This is a genomic window from Sphingomonas sp. M1A8_2b (assembly GCF_053345535.1).
In genome coordinates this window covers 1,656,203-1,671,517 of record NZ_JBKFAH010000001.1, presented here as the reverse complement: position 1 = coordinate 1,671,517, position 15,315 = coordinate 1,656,203, and the positions used below count along the sequence as shown (strand labels likewise).

The window sequence follows — 15,315 nt, the reverse complement described above, 5'->3', positions numbered from 1 at the left end:
GATCCTCCCCCGCCAGGGGGAGGTGGCGCCGTAGGCGACGGAGGGGGAGGACACGGAACAGATGTGACCCTTTCCTCCCCCTCCGTCTGGCAAGGGCCAGCCACCTCCCCCTGGCGGGGGAGGATTTAGGTGGGCTAGTGCATTGGCCAGACCGCTACGATTAGCGGGGTGCCTATTAGCAACACCAGCAGCGACAGCGGCGCGCCGAGCCGTGCGTAGTCGCTGAACCTGTACCCGCCCGGCCCCATCACCAGCGTGTTGCACTGGTGGCCGATCGGGGTGAGGAAATCGCACCCTGCCCCGACCGCAGTCGCCATCAGGAACGCCTCCGGCCGAAACCCGAGATCACCCGCGAAGGTGGCGGCGATCGGCGCCATCACCAGCACGGTCGCGGCATTGTTGAGGAACGGCGTCACCGCCATCGCCGCCGCCAGGATCAGCGCGACCGCGCCCCAGGGCGGCAAGGTCGCCGCAGTCGACGACAGCCAGGTTGCGATCACCTCCGACGCGCCGGTGGTGCGCAGCGAATCGCTGACCGGGATCAGCGCGCCGAGCATGATCAGGATCGGCCATTCGACATGGTCGTACGCCTCGCGCACCGGCAGCACGCCGGTCGCCATGATCAGGCCCGCCGCGGCGAAGAACGCGACCGCCACCGGGACGAACCCCAGCGCGGTCGCGCTCATCGCCACGGCCAGGATGCCGATCGGCAACCAACTCCGCTTCGACACGCCGAGCCGCATCTCGCGCTGCGCCAACGGCAGACAGCCGAGATCGCGCAGTTTGCCCGGCAATTGCTCGAGTGGCCCCTGCAACACCAGTACGTCGCCGGCGCGCAACTCGGTGTTGGCGAGACGGCGCGAGAGATGCTCGCCCTGCCGCGAGATCGCGATCAGGTTGACGCCGTAGCGCGCCTGCAACGCGAGCCGCGCCGCGGTCTTGCCCACCAGCGCCGAGCCGAGCCCGATCACCGCCTCGATCACGCCGACCTCGTCGTCGTCATCCTCGTCCGCCTTCTCGCGGTCCTCGCCCTCCAGCTTCAGCCGGTCGCGCGCGATCACGCGTTCGAGCGCGTCGGGATCGCCGCCGAGGATCAGCGTGTCGCCCGCGCGGAGATGCGTGTGCTCATGCGGCGCGCTGCGCATCCCGGCGCGCAGGATCCGCGTGATCGTCACCTCGCGGTCGTGGCGGTCGAGGAACGCGTCGACCGTATCGTCGACCGCTGGAGACCCCTCCGGGATCATCGCCTCGGTCACGTACCCCTTGATGTCGAGCGCCTCGCCCATCGTCGGGGCGGCGCGACGATCGCGCGGCAGCAGCCGGTACGCAAAGCGGAGATAGATCAGCCCCATCAGCGTGAGGCCTAGGCCGACAGGGGCATAGTCGAACATGCCGAACGGATGCCCGGTCATCTGTTCGCGGACGCGGCTGACGATGATGTTCGGCGATGTGCCGACCAGCGTGATGAGCCCGCCGAGCAAAGATGCGGACGCCATCGGCATCAGGAAGACTGACGGAGACGTGTCGTTCTTCTTCGCCATCTGGAACGCGGCGGGCATCAGCATCGCCAGCGCGCCGATGTTCTTCACCAGCGCGGAGGCGAACCCGACCGACGCGGTCAGCAGCAGCAATTGCGAGCGGACGCGGGTCACGCGGCTGGCGAACTTGGCGAGCGCGCGTTCGATGATACCCGAGCGCTGCACCGCCGCCGAGATCACCAGCGCCGAGCCGACGATGATGACGATGTCGTCGGAGAAGCCCTTGAACGCGTCCTTCGGGCTGACGATGCCGAGCGCGATGCTGGCGAGCAGCGCGAGGATCGCGGTGACGTCGTAGCGGAACCTGCCCCAGATGAAGAGCGCCATCATGCCGAACAGCGTGGCGATCGAGAGATACTGGGGAACGGTCATTGGGTCTCCGCTTGTGGACCCATAATAAGCGCGGGCTCGCGGCGGTTGTTCCGCGCGCGAGCCCGGACCTTAGTCTAGGTTAGGACGAAGCCAGCGTTCTGCGGTCTTCAGGTCCGCACCACGCCGTGCGGCGTAATCCTCGAGCTGGTCGCGGCCGACGCGCGCGACGCCGAAATACTCGGCCTGCGGGTGGCCGAAATAGAAGCCCGACACCGCTGCGGTCGGGAACATCGCGAAGCTCTCGGTGAGTTCGAGCCCGGTCGCGGTCGGCGCGTCGAGCAGGTCGAACAGGATCGGCTTGAGGCTGTGGTCCGGGCACGCGGGGTAACCCGGTGCCGGGCGGATGCCGCGATACTGCTCCTTGATCAGCGCGTCGTTGGTCAGCTGCTCCTCGGGCGCATAGCCCCAGAGTTCCTGGCGGACATGCTTGTGGAGGCGTTCGGCGAAGGCTTCGGCGAAGCGGTCGGCGAGCGCCTTGAGCAGGATGTCGTTGTAATCGTCATGCCCGGCCTTGAACCGCGCGATATGCTCGTCGATCCCGTGGATGCCGACCGCGAAGCCGCCGAACCAGTCGTCCTGCGTGTCGACAAAATCGGCCAGACACATATTGGCGCGCCCTTCGCGCTTGGCGATCTGCTGGCGCAGCATGGGGAGACGGACGTCCTTCTGCTCCCTCTCCCCTCCGGGGAGAGGGTCGGGGTGAGGGGCTGTTCCGGGCGCAGCACTGCTTGGCTGCCCCTCACCCCAGCCCTCTCCCCGCAGGGGAGAGGGAGCAGTGACCACCACATCATCACCCTCACGCCGCGCCGGCCACAGCCCCGCAACACCGCGCGGTGTCAGCCACTTCTCCGCGACGATCGTGTCGAGCATCGCCTGCGCGTCCGCATACAGCGCACTCGCGCTCTCGCCGACGACCTCGTCGGTCAGGATCGCCGGGAAATTCCCCGCCAGCTCCCAAGCGCGAAAGAACGGCGTCCAGTCGATATACTCGCGCAGGTCCGACAGATCCCAGTCCGCAAAGACATGCACGCCGGGCTTGGCCGGCGCCGCAGGCTTCAGCGAAAAGTCCGCCACGAACTTACGCTCCCGCGCGGTCGCCAGGGGCAGCAACTCGCTCTGCCCCTTGTTCGCGCGCGAGATTCGTACCGCCTCATACTCGTCCGCTGTCTTCACCACGAACTCGTCGCGGATCGTGTCGCTGACGAGCGTCGACGCGACGCCCACCGCACGGCTCGCATCGAGCACATGCACCACCGGACCGTCATACGCTGGCGCGATCCGAAGCGCGGTATGCACCTTCGAGGTCGTCGCGCCACCGATCAGCAGCGGCATCGTCATCCCCGCGCGCTTCATCTCCTCGGCGACCGTCACCATCTCGTCGAGCGACGGCGTGATCAGCCCGCTGAGGCCAATCATGTCCGCGTCGTTCTCGTTCGCAGACTCGAGGATTCTCGACCACGGCACCATCACACCGAGATCGACCACGTCGAAGCCGTTGCACTGCAGCACCACGCCGACGATGTTCTTGCCGATATCGTGCACGTCGCCCTTGACGGTCGCCATGATGATCTTGCCCTTCCCGCGCGCACCGGGCTCCTTGGCCGCCTCGATATACGGCAGCAGATGCGCGACCGCCTTCTTCATCACGCGCGCCGATTTCACGACCTGCGGCAGGAACATCTTGCCCGATCCAAACAGGTCGCCGACGACGTTCATGCCGTCCATCAGCGGCCCCTCGATGACCTCGATGGGGCGCCCGCCATTACCGGCGATGATCAGCCGAGCCTCTTCGGTATCCTCGACCACGTGAAGGTCGATACCCTTGACCAGCGCATATTCGAGCCGCTTGTTCACCCCCAGCGACCGCCATTCCGCCGCCGCCTTCTCGGCGACCACGTCGGTGCCGCGATAGCGTTCGGCGAGCGCGACCAGCCGGTCGCCGGCCTCGGGATCGGTGTTGAGCACGACATCCTCGACCGCCTTGCGCAGTTCGGGATCGATATCATCGTAGATGTCGAGCTGCCCGGCGTTGACGATCGCCATGTCCATGCCCGCGGGAATCGCATAATACAGGAACACGCTGTGCATCGCCCGGCGCACGGGTTCGTTGCCGCGGAACGAGAAGCTGAAGTTCGAGAGCCCGCCCGAGATGTGGACGTGCGGGCAGCGTGCCTTGATCTCCTTGCACGCCTCGATGAAGTCGACGCCGTAGTTGTTATGCTCCTCGATCCCCGTCGCGACCGCAAACACGTTGGGATCGAAGATGATGTCCTCGGGCGGGAAACCGATCCCGACGAGCAGCTTGTAGGCGCGCTCGCAAATCTCGACTTTCCGATCCTTGGTATCGGCCTGGCCGACCTCGTCGAACGCCATCACGACGACCGCCGCGCCGTACGCCATGCATTTCTTGGCCTGTGCCAGGAACTGCTCCTCGCCCTCCTTCATGCTGATCGAATTGACGATCGGCTTGCCGCTGACGCACTTCAGCCCGGCCTCGATCACGCTCCATTTCGAGCTGTCGACCATGAACGGAATGCGCGCGATGTCGGGTTCGGCGGCGATCAGCTTCAGGAACGTCGTCATCGCGTGATGCGCGTCGAGCAGCCCCTCGTCCATGTTGACGTCGAGCACCTGCGCGCCGCTCTCGACCTGCTGGCGCGCGACCTCGACCGCGGCGGGGTAGTCGCCGGCCATGATCAGCTTCTTGAAGCGCGCCGAGCCCGTGACGTTGGTGCGCTCGCCGATGTTGACGAAGGAGGAGGAGGAAGTGGTCATCGGTTCGTTTCTTCTAGCCCCCTCTCCCCTCCGGGGAGAGGGTTGGGGTGAGGGGTAGTTGGGGAGGGTAGCGTTTGCGGCGCCTCTCACCCCGGCCCTCTCCCCGACGGGGAGAGGGAGCAGCGGCCTAAGCCGCCATCGTGAACGGTTCGAGTCCGGCCAGCTTGGTCCGCACCTCCGGCTTCGCGACCGCACGCGGTTCGAGCCCGCGCACGCCGTCCGCCATCGCCTTGATATGTGCCGGGGTCGAGCCGCAGCAGCCGCCGAGCACGTTGACCTGCTTGGCCACCGCCCACTCGCCGACCAGACCCGCGGTCGTCTCCGGCTGCTCGTCATACTCACCGAGTTCGTTGGGCAGCCCGGCGTTCGGATAGATCATGATCAGCGTATCGGCGATCGCGCTCAGCGTCTTCACGTGTGGCCGCAACTGTTCCGCCCCGAACGAGCAATTCAGCCCGATCGTGATCGGCTTGGCATGCCGCACCGCGTGCCAGAACGCCTCGACCGTATGCCCCGACAAATTACGCCCCGAAAGATCGGTCAGCGTCATCGACAGCATGATCGGCACCTCGCGGCCGAGCGCGTCGCCCGCCTCGATCGCCGCCATGATGCCCGCCTTGGCGTTGAGCGTATCGAACACCGTCTCGATCAGGATGAAGTCGACGCCGACCCCCTCGCCGCCCTCCAGCAACGCGTCGATCTGCTCGCGGTACACGCCCTTCAGATAATCGAAGTCGATCTCGCGAAAGCCGGGATCGTTGACATCGGGCGACAGCGACAGCGTCTTGTTGGTCGGCCCGATCGCCCCCGCCACGAACCGCGGCCGGCCGTCCTTCGCCTCATATTCGGTCGCGAGCCGACGGGCGATCTTGGCGCTCTCGACGTTGATGTCGCGCACCAGTGCCTCGGCGCCGTAATCCGCCTGGCTGATGACGTTCGCGCTGAACGTGTTGGTCGAGACGATGTCTGACCCCGCCTCCAGATATTCGCGCGTGATCGTCTCGGGGACTTCCGGCTTGGTGATCGCCAGGATGTCGTTGTTGCCCTTCTGGTCATGGCTCAAGCCGAGATTGCCCGCATAGGCCGCCTCGTCGAGCTTCCAGTTCTGGATCTCGGTGCCGAACGCGCCGTCGGTGATCAGGATGCGCTTGGCGGCTTCCGCGTTGAATCGTTCACGTGGTGTCATCGTCAATCTCCTCCCCTCCCGCAAGCGGGAGGGGAGTTACGCCGCGGCGATCTTGTCGATCGGCTTCGCGCGGACTCCGAGCATGTGGCAGATCGCATAGGCCAGTTCCGCGCGGTTGAGCGTGTAGAAGTGGAAATCCTTCACGCCGCCCGCATAGAGCCGCCGGCACATCTCGGCCGCGATCGTCGCCGCCACGAGCTGCCGTGCCGAGGGATGATCGTCGAGCCCCTCGAACAAGCGGTCCATCCACGCCGGGATCTCGGCCCCGCAGAGTCCCGCGAATTTCCGCGTCTGCGCGACGTTCGACACCGGCAGGATGCCCGGCAGGATCTGTGCGGTGATTCCCGCCGCCGCGACCCGGTCGCGAAACCGGAAATACGCCTCGGGCGAGAAGAAGAACTGCGTGATCGCGCGGGTCGCACCGGCATCGATCTTGCGCTTGAGATTGTCGATGTCCGCGTCGTGCCCACCCGATTCAGGATGGCATTCGGGATAGGCCGCGACCGAAATCTCGAACGGGTGCAGCTTCCTGAGGCCAGCGACCAAGGCCGCCGCATTCTCATACCCGCCCAGATGTGCCTGATACGGCTGGCCCAAGGTGGGCATGTCGCCGCGCAAAGCGACGATGTGGCGCACGCCCGCCGCCCAATATTCCTCGGCGACCTGGTCGATCTCCGCCTTGGTCGCCTCGACGCAGGTCAGATGCGCCGCCGCATTCATCGACGTCTCGCGCTGGATCCGCGCCACCGTCGCATGCGTCCGCTCGCGCGTCGACCCGCCGGCGCCATAGGTCACCGACACGAAATCGGGCTGGAGCGGCTCCAAAGTGCGGATCGCCTCCCAGAGCTGCGTCTCCATCTTGTCGCTTTTCGGCGGGAAGAATTCGAAGCTGATGCCGACGTCGCCCGCCAGATCCGCGAACAGCGGTTCCTCGAGCGCGCGGCGCGCCTCGGTCGGATTGGGGGCCAATTGGGAAATCGAAGAGTTCGTCATGCCGCCTTCACCTCACGCAAGCTCGCGCCGATCTTCCGACCGAGCCATAATTTTACCGTCAACTCGCCGCCCTCGAGCGTCTCAACGCGCGCCGTCTGCAAGCCCGCCGCCTCGAACCACGCTGCCATCTGCTCGTCCGCAAACCCGAGCCGCGTATGCGCATCACGCACCCGCAACTCCTCGCGGTCGTGGCTCGCGAAATCCGCGATAAGCAACCGACCGCCGGGCGCGAGGACGCGCGCCGCCTCGCTGACCGCGGCCCCGGGCTGCTGCGCGAAATGCAGCACATGGTGCAGGATCGCGACATCGGCGGCGGCATCCGCCATCGGCAGCGCATACAGGTCCGCCTGACGCAGTTCCGCGTGCGTCATGTCGTGCAGCTTGGCACGCGCGAGCCGCAACATCTCCGAACTGCGATCGATCCCGAGCGCCACCGTCGCACGCCCGCCGAACAGTTCGAGCATCCGCCCGGTCCCCGTGCCGATATCGATCAGCGTACCGACGGGAGCGTCACCGAGCACCGCCGACATCGCCGCCTCGACCTCGCTGTCGGCAACGTGCAACGACCGGATCGCGTCCCACTCGTCGGCATGCCCCTCGAACCATGCCGCCGCCGACGCCGCCCGATCCGCGCGCACCGCCGCCAACCGCGCCGCGTCCGCCACCGCCCAGTGATCCGGTTCGGCCTTCGCCCAGGCATCAAGCGCACCCGCGACAGGCTCGACCACATCCGGCGCGCCCAGCGCGACGAACACCCAGCTGCCCTCCTTGCGCCGTTCGGCCAGCCCGGCATCGCACAGGATCTTCACGTGCCGCGAAACGCGCGGCTGGCTCTGCCCGAGCACCTGCGCGAGTTCGCCGACCGACAACTCCATCCGCCGCAACAGCGCGAGGATCCGCAACCGGGTCGCGTCCGCCAAAGCACGGAAGATTTCGAGCGCCATCGTCATGACAGGTCATATAAAGATTTCTTTATATGAGGTCAACGCGGGCGTAAGCGTCTGCGACTTATCGCATCCCGGTCGATCGTGACGGATCGGAAACGCTCGACCCGCGTTCGATTGCGCTATGGGCCGGACTTTCGCTGGTCCACAAGACGACATCCACGGGAGTGCATACGCATGAAGAAGTTCCTGATCCCCGCCCTGGCGCTCACCGCCGGTCTCGCCGCCTGCAGCAACAACGCACAGGACCAGACCGCCCAGGCCGCCAACGCGATCGCCGCCGACGCAAGCGCAACTACCGAGAATGCCGTCGACGACGTCGCTGCAGCCAGCGACCGTGCGCTGGGCTCGGCCGAGAACTCGCTCGATCGAGCCGGTGCGCATCTCGACAACGCCGCCGATCATGCCGACGAAAAGGCCGACCATGCTGGCGACAAGATCGAGAACGGCGCCAAGCATGTTGGCAACGCGATCAGCAACGGTGCCGACCGCGCCGCCGACGCCACCGGCAACGCGCTGACCCGCGCCGGCAACGCGATCAAGGACTAAGCCGTGGCCAGACGCCCCCACCTCTCCGCCATCTCGGCGAGCGCTCGGGTGGGGGCGTTTCTCGTTGCCGTGGTGCTCGGCGCCTGCTCGCCGGCCAGCGAACCCGGCGCGGTCACCGCTGACGAAGCGCATCAGTTGAACGAAGCCGCCGCGATGCTCGATGCGAACAGCGTCGACCTTAACGCGGTGTCCGCCGATCCTGACGGTACCGAAACACCCTCGAATCAAAGCGATCAGACCCGATGACCCTACGCCGCCTCGGTTCGACCGACCTCAAGATCGCCCCGCTCGTGCTCGGCGGCAACGTGTTCGGCTGGACCGCCGACCGCGCCGCCAGCTTTGCCGTGCTCGACGCGTTCGTCGCCGGCGGCGGCACGATGATCGACACCGCGGACGTCTATTCAGCCTGGGTCGACGGCCATAAGGGCGGCGAGTCCGAGAGCATGATCGGGGAGTGGCTGAAGGCCAGCGGCAAGCGCGACGACGTGCTGATCGCGACTAAGGTCGGCATGCTCCCCGGCGAAGGCGGCGAGAAACTGGCCCCTGCGCGCATCGCCGCCGCTGCCGAAGCGTCGCTCAAACGTCTCGGCACCGATCGGATCGACCTTTATTACGCGCATCAGGATGACGAGGACGTGCCGCAGGACGCGGTGCTCGACGCGTTCGGCAAGCTCGTCGACGCTGGGAAAGTCCGCGTGATCGGTGCGTCGAACTTCCATGCCGCTCGCCTGAAATCCGCGGTCGAGGCCGCCAAGACGTCGGACCTGCCGCGCTATCACGTCCTCCAGCCCGAATATAACCTGGTCAGCCGGACCAAGTTCGAGGGCGAGTTGCAAGACTATTGCGTGACCGAGAACATCGGCGTGCTGCCCTATTACGGCCTCGCGTCGGGTTTCCTCACCGGTAAGTACCGCACCAAGCAAGATCTCGGGCAGAGCGTCCGTGGAGGCCGGATGGGCGAACTACTCGAAGGCAAGGGCAAGGTCGTTCTCGACGCGATGGACTCGGTGGTGGAGGCGACTGGGGCGACGCATGCGCAGGTCGCGCTGGCTTGGTTGATCGCGCAACCGGGCGTCACCGCCCCGATCGCCAGTGCGACCAGCGTGAAGCAGATCGAAGACCTCCTCCCCGCGATGACGCTGGAATTGACCAAGGACCAGTTGGACGCGCTGACCGACGCGGGCGCCTGACCTGATGATCTTCCCCCGCCAGGGGGGGGTGGCTGGCGCTTGCCAGACGGAGGGGGCGGAAAGGGTAACGCTCGTTGCGTCTCCGCCCCCTCCGTCACCTTCGGTGCCACCTCCCCCTGGCGGGGGAGGATTGGTTCCAGGGTCGTCCTTTCGATCAGTCGCCTGCGAACGTCAGGGCGGACGTGCGCCGCTCGCGTTCGTTGATCAGCAGCGCCCGACCTGCCGGCGCGACCGAGCGTTGCGGGCAGTCGTTGCGAAAGCAGGCTCGGCAGCCAAGCCCGATCGGCATCGCCCTTCCCGCCAGATCGAAACCGCTTGCCGCCGCGAGCACGCCCGCCTGTGACGCCGCGACGCCGAGGCCGATCGCGAACTCGGCGTGGACCGCACCAAAGCGGCTCCCCTGCGGCGTCACCGTGCGCGCCATCGTCAGCCAGCGTGCGCCATCCTCCAGTTCGACGAGCTGCACCATCAGGCCACCCGGCCGATCGAACGCGTGGTGGAGCCGCCACAGCGGACAGCGCCCATCCGCCTCGACCAGCGCCGCACCGCTTGCGCCGGGATAGCGCTTCGATGCCTGCCCCGCGCGATCGATCCGGATCATGAAAAACGGCAGCCCCCGGGCCCCGACGCGCTGCAATGTCGTCAGCCGGTGGGCGACCTGTTCGAAGCCCGCGCCGAACCGACGTTGGAGCAGTTCGATATCGTAGCCGGTCGTCTCGCACGCGCGCAGGAACCGCGCATAGGGCATCATCAGTGCCGCAGCGAAATACCCGAGCAGGTGGCGCCGATAGAGCCTTTCCGCGGCGCGGTCGGTGAAGCCTGCACCTTTCGCCAAAGCGTCGATCTCCGCCTTCGCTTCGATCTGGCCGAGTTGGAACGCCACCGCAAACGTGCGCGAGGCGGGGTCGAGCATTTCGCTCAACTGCAATTGCCGCGCGTGCAGGTCGAGTCGGCGAAGTGTGTCGGGCAGCACGTCTGCGGGCAGCACGCGGATCGTCAGGCCATGTTTCGCGCGCAACCGCTCGGCGATCGCGCCGTACAGATCGCCCGCGCCGAGCCGCAATTCGTCCGCCAGCGCTTCGGCCGCGGCGTCGAGATCGGCGAAATGGTTGCGCCAACGCTCGATCTCGCGCCGCACGAGCGTGACCGGATCGTCGCCCGCCTCGATCACCGCGCCGCCGCCGATCCGGTCGAACACGCGCGCGAACGCCGCCGCGCCACCGGGGGCGCTGGCGAGCCACTCTTCGACCTCGTTGCGGTCGATCTCGAGGTCGGCGAACATCGGGTCCGCCAGCCGCCGCCGGATCGCGTCCGCACCGCCGCCCGGCTCGGCCGCGGTAAGCGAGCGCGGATCGAAGTCGAAGCTCTCCGCCAGCTTGATCAGCAACGTCGCTGAAACCGGCCGCTGGTTTCGCTCGACGAGGTTGAGATAGCTCGGGCTGATCGAGAGCATGTCGGCCATCGCCGCCTGGGTCAGCCCCGCCCCGCGCCGCAACCGCCGGATCGCATGTCCCGCCAGCAATTTGCGTTCGGCCATCGCAGTACCCTCCTGTCACGATCTTTACAGATCGACACGCGAGGCACAAGGGTGAAGCACAGCGCGACGCTAGTCCAGTGCGGTCATGCATTCCAACCGGGCGGCAATGTTGGCTATTCGGTGTGCATCGCCTCGCTCCGCACAGGGCCACTGTAAAGAGAGAGACAAGATTATTGAAGGAGGCAAGCCATGCAGACGACCACCGAACAACCCCGCGCCCGCGCCGTCTTCTCGACCAATGATTTCGCGCTGATGAAGGAAGTGCTGGGCGAGATGATCAGCAAGACCTCGATCGACGACGAGCGGCTGACGCGGATGAGCGCGCTCTATCATCGCCTCGGCCGGCTCGGCTGAAAGTTTCAAGAAGTTTCCTGGGGAGGAAAGGTGTCCGCCGGTGGTTCGTCCACCGGCGGATATTCCTGTTTTTGGCGGGCAAGGAGGGCGACACCCTTCCCCTCACCCTCCCCCTTGCGGGGGAGGATCAGTAAACTCCGCACCCCCAACCTGTTGCGAAGCGGCCCCTTTCCAACCCCGCTGCCTCGTGTAGGACAGCGACATGGCCAAAGGATTGATCGCTCACATCAAGGACGACGTCGTCCTGTACGGCGCACTCGCCGCCAATCTCGGGATCGGCGTGGCGAAATTCGTCGCCGCCGGGATGACCGGATCGTCGTCAATGCTCACCGAAGGGTTCCACTCGGTGGTCGACAGCGGCAACCAGGTGCTGCTGCTCTATGGCCAGCGCAAGGCCAAACGCCCCGCCGACGAGGCGCACCCGTTCGGCTATGGCCGCGAACTCTATTTCTGGGCGTTCGTCGTTGCGATCCTGATCTTCGCGATCGGCGCGGGCGTCTCGATCTTCGAAGGCTGGCGGCATATCCAGGAGCCCGAGCCGCTTGCGAGCCCGACAATCAACTATATCGTGCTGGCGATCTCGTTCGCGCTCGAGGGCAGCAGCTGGACGATCGCGGTGCACGAATTCTCCAAGGCAAAGGGCGACATGGGCTGGTGGGACGCGATCCACCGGTCGAAGGATCCGGCGGGCTTCATCGTCCTGTTCGAGGATTCGGCGGCGCTGGCCGGGCTTGTCATCGCCGGGATCGGTGTGTGGGCGAGCCACGCGTTCAACGATCCGCGGATCGACGGCGCCGCCTCGATCGCGATCGGCGTGATTCTCGCGCTGGTGGCCGTGCTCCTCGCGCGCGAATCGAAGGGGCTGCTGATCGGCGAGCGCGCCGACCCGGCAGTGATTGCCAAGATCCGCGGCATCGTCGCGGCGCACCCCGCGATCGTGTCGGTCAACCACGTCCGCACGATCCACACCGCGCCTGACAGCATCTTCGCTGCGATCAGCGCCGACTTCGACGATTCGATCACGATGGGCGCCGGCGAGACGATGATCGAGGCGATGGAAACCGAGCTGCGTGCTGCGGTGCCGATGCTGTCGTCGATCTATATCCGCCCCGAAAAGCAGGAGAACGCTACGCTCGCGCCGATTTCGCCCGCTACCCCGGAACCCGCCTGAGCTGTCAGGCGTCGCTAACAGAAATCAGACCGAACACGGGTTGAGCGCCCGCTCGCTAGCCGGCAGGGACCAGCTCGACCACGTCGAGGACCGATTCGAACCGCGGATAGGGCAGAACCACGCGCCAGCGCTGCGGCCCGACCCGTTCGATCAACCCGGCCATGTCGCGGTTCGCGTCGCGGCCATAACGCATCGGCCGTTTCTCATCGCCGAGCTCCATCGTCCCCAGAAACACGGCCCGCGCGTCGGTGTCGGGAAAGATCGTGCCGACCGGCCGTTGCGATCCGTCGAGCTTGATCAGGCTGACCGTACTCTCGCCGCCGGCATCGCCATCGTTTTCCCCGTCCTGCTTGGTCGTGCCGAACCGGCAGGCGAACCAGCCCGAGATCGTAAAGGTCGGGCCGATTTTTGCACGTGCGCCGAGCTTGTAGGTGCGGCACCGATACGCGCCGGCGGGCGGCAGCGGATCGACCAGCGAACGGTCGGGGTTGAACAGCACGGGATCGCGCGCGAGCTCCTGCGCATCGACCTGTGCCAAGGCGTCGATCCACGCTTCACGCCAGTTCCGCAGCCGCGCGCGATCCGCACTGGTGGCGACGCGCCGCCAGTCGAGCGCGGCGCGCGAGGAGTCGCCGCGCGCAGTCCCGGCCCCGATAACGGTCGAGCCGCAGACCGCGACCATCATGCACGCACTCGTGCCGAACCAAGTCCGCATCGTCGGGTGCCCCGCTGGCCTGCGCAAAACCACGCCTGCATCACCTTGATCTGAAACGGTTTTCATGAGGCTGGCAAGCCCCTTTCTCACGCCGCGGTCCAGCCGCCATCCATCGACAGGTTCGCGCCGGTGATAGACTTGGCCTCGTCGCGGCACAGATACAGCGCGAACGCCGCGACCTGCTCGGGGGTGACGAACGCCTTGGTCGGCTGCGCGGCCAGTAGCACGTCGTTCATCACCTGGTCGCGCGTCATGCCCCTTGCCGCCATCGTGTCGGGGATCTGGTTCTCCACCAGCGGCGTCCAAACATAGCCCGGCGAGATGCAGTTGACGGTGATCCCGTCGGTCGCGGTCTCAAGCGCGATCGTCTTGGTCAGCCCGGCGATCGCGTGCTTGGCCATCACGTAGGCGGACTTGTTGGGGCTCGCGACCAGCGAATGCGCCGACGCGGTCGAGATGATCCGCCCCCAGCCCTTTTCGCGCATGAGCGGCACGGCGGCGCGCATCATGTGCCATGCCGAAGACAGGTTGATCGCGATGATCGCGTCGAACTTGTCGACCGGAAAGTCGGCGATCCCCGCGACATGCTGGATTCCGGCGTTGTTGACGACGATGTCGACGCTGCCGGTTTCCGTCGCCGCGCGCGCTACCATTGCGGCGATCTCGTCGGGCCTGGTCATGTCCGCTGCATCGTAGAGCGCGGCGGCCCCGCTGGTCTGCGCGAGCGCGGCGCGTTCGCGCTCGATCGCATCCGCATCACCGAAGCCATTGAGGACGACCGCCGCGCCCTCGGTCGCGAACGCCTTGGCGTAGGCGAGCCCGATTCCCGACGTCGATCCGGTGATGACCGCGGTCTTGCCCTGCAGGAACATGCGCACTCCTCCTTTGCGTCCGGCCGATGCGACGGCCTTGCAACTCTAGCGCCACCTTGCGCATTTCGTTCCCAAGCAGAAACGAAAAGGGGCATATCATGCGGCTCGACGACTTCGATCCGAACATCAACGTCGAGGATCAGCGCGGCTCGGGCGGCGGTGGCGGCGGCTTCGGCGGCGGTGGCGGCCTGCTGATGGGACTGTTGCCGATGATCGGCAGCCGGTTCGGGTGCGGCGGGATCGTCGTGGTGCTGATCCTGATGGCGGTGTTCGGCGGCATGGGCGGCCTTGGCGGGCTGCTCGGTGGCGGGCAAACCTCGGCACCGACCACGCAGAGCGGCCCGCGCGCAGGCACCGACACGACGTCGAGCTGCACCCTGACCCCAGAGAGCAAGGCGGCGTGCAACGCGTTCAGCTCGGCCGATCACACCTGGGAGGCGATCTTCGCCAAGAACGGCCAGAAATTCGAAGCGCCCAAGCTCGTCTTCTATGACGGCACCGGTCGCTCGGGCTGCGGCGCGGCGCAGTCGGCGATGGGACCGTTCTATTGCCCGACCGACCAGGGCATCTATCTCGACACCAGCTTTTTCAACGAGCTGTCGACCCGCTTCCGCGCACAGGGCGATTTCGCGCAAGATTACGTGATCGCGCACGAATTCGGGCATCACATCCAGAAATTGCTCGGCACCAACGCGCAGGTCCAACAGGCGCAACGCCAGGCAAGCGAGACAGAAGGCAACGCGCTATCGGTGCGGCTCGAATTGCAGGCGGATTGCTATGCGGGCGTGTGGGCGGCCGCAAATCGGTCGCGATTGGAAGACGGCGACATCCAGGAAGGCATGACCGCGGCGCAGGCGATCGGCGACGACACCCTCCAGAAGGAAACGCAGGGCCGCGTCGTGCCCGACAGCTTCACGCACGGGACGTCGGCACAGCGTCAGTCATGGCTGAAGCGCGGCCTGGACAGCGGCGATCCGGCGCAGTGCGATACGTTCTCGGGCGCGATCTGACGCAGGATCGGTCCGCCCCACTCCCGTTCCCCCGCGAAAGCGGGAGTCCAGGAGCTACTAACGCCGTCCTGCTTGACCCTGGACTCCCGCCTTCGCGGGAGAACAAGGC

14 protein-coding genes are annotated in these 15,315 nt (G+C 66.4%); 6 read left to right on the top strand and 8 right to left on the bottom strand.

The features are described from left to right. Positions 1-134: 134 nt before the first annotated feature. From ACLBWL_RS07835 to ACLBWL_RS07815, 5 genes are all read right to left on the bottom strand, one after another. The gene (locus ACLBWL_RS07835) at positions 135-1,910 is read right to left on the bottom strand and encodes an SLC13 family permease (RefSeq protein WP_447791700.1); all 1,776 of its coding nucleotides are present in this window, start codon (positions 1,908-1,910) and stop codon (positions 135-137) included. A gap of 69 nt (positions 1,911-1,979) precedes the next feature. Next, positions 1,980-4,685 (bottom strand): methionine synthase, encoded by a 2,706-nt coding sequence (gene metH, locus ACLBWL_RS07830; protein WP_447791698.1) that lies wholly within the window; start codon positions 4,683-4,685, stop codon positions 1,980-1,982. A gap of 127 nt (positions 4,686-4,812) precedes the next feature. Continuing rightward, positions 4,813-5,871 (bottom strand): homocysteine S-methyltransferase family protein, encoded by a 1,059-nt coding sequence (locus tag ACLBWL_RS07825; RefSeq protein ID WP_447791696.1) that lies wholly within the window; start codon positions 5,869-5,871, stop codon positions 4,813-4,815. Between the two features lie 36 nt (positions 5,872-5,907). Then, a complete protein-coding gene (metF, locus tag ACLBWL_RS07820) occupies positions 5,908-6,864 on the bottom strand; it encodes a methylenetetrahydrofolate reductase (protein WP_447791694.1) in 957 nt (318 codons plus the stop codon). After that, complete coding sequence (locus tag ACLBWL_RS07815; RefSeq protein ID WP_447791692.1) at positions 6,861-7,814, bottom strand: ArsR/SmtB family transcription factor; 954 nt, start codon at positions 7,812-7,814, stop codon at positions 6,861-6,863. Before ACLBWL_RS07815 ends, metF begins: the two co-directional genes overlap by 4 nt. 171 nt (positions 7,815-7,985) lie before the next feature. On the opposite strand from ACLBWL_RS07815, the gene ACLBWL_RS07810 reads away from it, so the two are divergent. Genes ACLBWL_RS07810 through ACLBWL_RS07800 form a run of 3 tightly spaced genes read left to right on the top strand, consistent with a single transcriptional unit; the run spans position 7,986 to position 9,547 of the window. Continuing rightward, complete coding sequence (locus ACLBWL_RS07810; RefSeq protein WP_447791690.1) at positions 7,986-8,357, top strand: hypothetical protein; 372 nt, start codon at positions 7,986-7,988, stop codon at positions 8,355-8,357. A 3-nt stretch (positions 8,358-8,360) separates the two neighbouring features. After that, a complete protein-coding gene (locus tag ACLBWL_RS07805; RefSeq protein WP_447791688.1) occupies positions 8,361-8,603 on the top strand; it encodes a hypothetical protein in 243 nt (80 codons plus the stop codon). Further along, a complete protein-coding gene (locus ACLBWL_RS07800) occupies positions 8,600-9,547 on the top strand; it encodes an aldo/keto reductase (RefSeq protein WP_447791686.1) in 948 nt (315 codons plus the stop codon). Before ACLBWL_RS07805 ends, ACLBWL_RS07800 begins: the two co-directional genes overlap by 4 nt. A 154-nt stretch (positions 9,548-9,701) precedes the next feature. Here ACLBWL_RS07800 and ACLBWL_RS07795 read toward each other — a convergent pair whose 3' ends face one another. Beyond that, entirely contained in the window at positions 9,702-11,084 is a 1,383-nt protein-coding gene (locus tag ACLBWL_RS07795) for a helix-turn-helix domain-containing protein (protein WP_447791684.1), read from the bottom strand. A 189-nt stretch (positions 11,085-11,273) separates the two neighbouring features. Here ACLBWL_RS07795 and ACLBWL_RS07790 point away from each other — a divergent pair, with 189 nt between their 5' ends. Together ACLBWL_RS07790 and ACLBWL_RS07785 are read left to right on the top strand one after the other, a co-directional pair. After that, positions 11,274-11,438, top strand: a complete 165-nt coding sequence (locus ACLBWL_RS07790) for a hypothetical protein (protein ID WP_164913371.1) — start codon at positions 11,274-11,276, stop codon at positions 11,436-11,438. Between the two features lie 202 nt (positions 11,439-11,640). Next, the gene (locus ACLBWL_RS07785) at positions 11,641-12,609 is read left to right on the top strand and encodes a cation diffusion facilitator family transporter (protein ID WP_447791682.1); all 969 of its coding nucleotides are present in this window, start codon (positions 11,641-11,643) and stop codon (positions 12,607-12,609) included. A 55-nt stretch (positions 12,610-12,664) separates the two neighbouring features. On the opposite strand, the gene ACLBWL_RS07780 is transcribed toward ACLBWL_RS07785, so the two are convergent. Then, on the bottom strand, positions 12,665-13,324 hold the full coding sequence (locus tag ACLBWL_RS07780) for a DUF4893 domain-containing protein (RefSeq protein WP_447791680.1): 660 nt from the start codon (positions 13,322-13,324) through the stop codon (positions 12,665-12,667). 86 nt (positions 13,325-13,410) lie between these two features. Continuing rightward, positions 13,411-14,196, bottom strand: coding sequence for a 3-hydroxybutyrate dehydrogenase (locus ACLBWL_RS07775; protein WP_447791678.1), 786 nt, complete (start codon positions 14,194-14,196; stop codon positions 13,411-13,413). A 98-nt stretch (positions 14,197-14,294) separates the two neighbouring features. On the opposite strand from ACLBWL_RS07775, the gene ypfJ reads away from it, so the two are divergent. Continuing rightward, positions 14,295-15,206: a KPN_02809 family neutral zinc metallopeptidase gene (ypfJ, locus tag ACLBWL_RS07770; protein ID WP_447791676.1), complete on the top strand. Its 912-nt coding sequence runs from the start codon at positions 14,295-14,297 to the stop codon at positions 15,204-15,206. Positions 15,207-15,315 lie beyond the last annotated feature (109 nt).